At 78.3% G+C, this 2054-nt stretch carries 2 protein-coding genes and 2 pseudogenes; 2 read left to right on the forward strand and 2 right to left on the reverse strand.

Annotated elements, in window-relative coordinates; all coding sequences use genetic code 11:
* Together AC0CYZ_RS10150 and trpD are read left to right on the forward strand one after the other, a co-directional pair.
* Nucleotides 1-240, forward strand: a pseudogene (locus tag AC0CYZ_RS10150) (hypothetical protein); the annotation flags it as partial.
* Between the two features lie 8 nt (nt 241-248).
* Nucleotides 249-1364: an anthranilate phosphoribosyltransferase gene (gene trpD, locus AC0CYZ_RS10155; RefSeq protein ID WP_472214846.1), complete on the forward strand. Its 1116-nt coding sequence runs from the start codon at nt 249-251 to the stop codon at nt 1362-1364.
* Between the two features lie 19 nt (nt 1365-1383).
* On the opposite strand, the gene AC0CYZ_RS10160 is transcribed toward trpD, so the two are convergent.
* Nucleotides 1384-1662 (reverse strand): Lrp/AsnC family transcriptional regulator, encoded by a 279-nt coding sequence (locus AC0CYZ_RS10160; RefSeq protein ID WP_472214848.1) that lies wholly within the window; start codon nt 1660-1662, stop codon nt 1384-1386.
* A pseudogene (locus tag AC0CYZ_RS10165) lies at nt 1659-2054 on the reverse strand (DEDD exonuclease domain-containing protein); the annotation flags it as partial. The gene AC0CYZ_RS10160 and the pseudogene AC0CYZ_RS10165, both read right to left, overlap by 4 nt.

Here is a 2054-nt window from a genome sequence, read left to right on the forward strand (position 1 = left end):
GCCGTGCTGGACGCCGAGGCGCAGCCGACCGGCGGCATGGGCGTCTGCCGGCAGCTGAAGAACGAGCGGACCGACCCGGCGCCGGTGATCGTCGTGGTGCGGCGCGAGGACGACCGGTGGCTCGCTACGTGGTCCCAGGCCGACGCGGTGCTGGTGCAGCCGCTCGACCCGGTGACCGCCGCCCGCACCGTCGCCGACGTGCTCCGCGCCGGGCACCCGGTCCCGGCCGCCCGGGGGTGACCGCCGGGATGTCCCCCGCCGGGACGGCCCCGACGGGGACGGAGCCCGACGCAGCCGCCCCCGCGGCGCCGACGTGGCCGTCCCTGCTCGGCCGGCTGCTGCGCGGGGAGGACCTGTCCGGGCGCGAGGCGTCGTGGGCGATGGACCGCATGATGTCGGGGGAGGCCTCGCCCGCCCAGGTCGCCGCCTTCGCGGTGGCGCTGCGCGCCAAGGGCGAGACGGCCGAGGAGATCGGCGGCCTCGCCGAGGTGATGCGGGCGCACGCGCGGACGGTGACCGTCCCCGGCGTCGTCGTCGACATCGTCGGCACCGGCGGCGACCAGGCCCACACGGTGAACATCTCGACGATGGCCGCGGTCGTCATGGCGGCAGCGGGCGCGCGGGTGGTCAAGCACGGCGGGCGCGCCGCGTCGTCGGCGTGCGGGTCGGTCGACCTGCTCGAGGCGCTCGGCGTGCCGATCGACCTCGGCCCCGACGCCGTCGCGGCGAGCGTGGACGAGGTCGGCATCGGGTTCTGCTTCGCCCAGACCTTCCACCCCGCGATGCGCCACGTCGGCGGGGTGCGCCGCGAGATCGGCGTCCCGACGGCGTTCAACCTGCTCGGTCCGCTCACCAACCCCGCGCGTCCCGCCGCGGCCCTGATCGGCTGCGCCGACGTGCGGTTCGCGCCCGTGCTCGCCGGGGTGCTCGCCGGCCGCGGTGACACCGCCCTCGTGGTGCGCGGCGACGACGGGCTCGACGAGATCACCACGACGACCACCACGACGGTCTGGCGCGCCGGGCCGGCGGGGGTCACCGTCGAGACCCTCGACCCCACGCGGATCGGCGTGCCGGTGTCGGTGACGGGCGAGCTGCGCGGCGGCGACGCGGCAGTCAACGCCCGCGCCGCCCACTCGGTCTTCGCCGGGGAGCCCGGGCCGGTGCGCGAGGCGGTGCTGCTCAACGCCGGGGCCGCGCTCGCGGCCTACGAGGAGGCCGAGACCGGCACTCCGGGCGAGCTGCACGAGGCGGTCGGCCGCGGCCGGGAGCGGGCGGCGGCCGCCGTCGACGCCGGGGCCGCGGCGGCGCTGCTCGAGCGCTGGGCCGCGGTCGCGACGCGGCTGCGTGGGGAGTCCCGGGGCTAGTCGTCCCGGGTCACGCCGGCTAGTCGAGCCCGACCGCGAAGGCGGCGTCGGTGTCGCCCGCGGAGTACGAGCGGAACGCGATGTGCGTCGAGGTGGTCCGCACCCCGGGCACACGGCTCAGGTTGCCCGCGATGACGTCGGCCAGCTCCTCGTGCTCCCGCACCCGCACCATCGCGATCAGGTCCACGTCGCCGGCGCAGGAGTAGACCTCGGCGACCCCGTCGAGGTCCGCGATCGCCTGCGCGGTCTCGGGGATCCGGTCGGCGTTCGCGTGGATCATGACGATGGCCGTGATCACGGGGGCTCCCTGGGTCGGCGCCGCGGTCGGCGGTCGGCGTGGGTGGCGTCGGCGGACGCCCGGCGCGGCGGGGCCGGGGCCCGACCGGGTCCGGCGGGAACTCTAGGCCCCGACGGCGGCTCCGGGTCCGCCACCGGCCCGGACGCCCCGCGCCCGGCGTCGCGGGCCTGCGAGACCCACGCCGACCAGGCGCCCGCCCCGCGTGCCGGTACCGCCCACGGCGTCGTCGTGCGCACCATGCGGGTGCCCGGCCGCTCCAGCCAGCGCGTGATCACGCCGACCTCCTCCGGCGGGGCCCCGCACAGCGGCCCCGGGCCGGGGCGCACCGTCTCCGCCGTGCTGACGAGCGCGTCCACCACCGGCATCGGCGGCACCCCGCGCCGGGCCGTGCC

The sequence above is a fragment of the Actinomycetospora sp. genome, from assembly GCF_055612215.1.

Bases quoted from the DNA above. Each gene is read 5' to 3' on its own strand.
- trpD (WP_472214846.1), top strand. From the start codon at position 249: ATGTCCCCCGCCGGGACGGCCCCGACGGGGACGGAGCCCGACGCAGCC.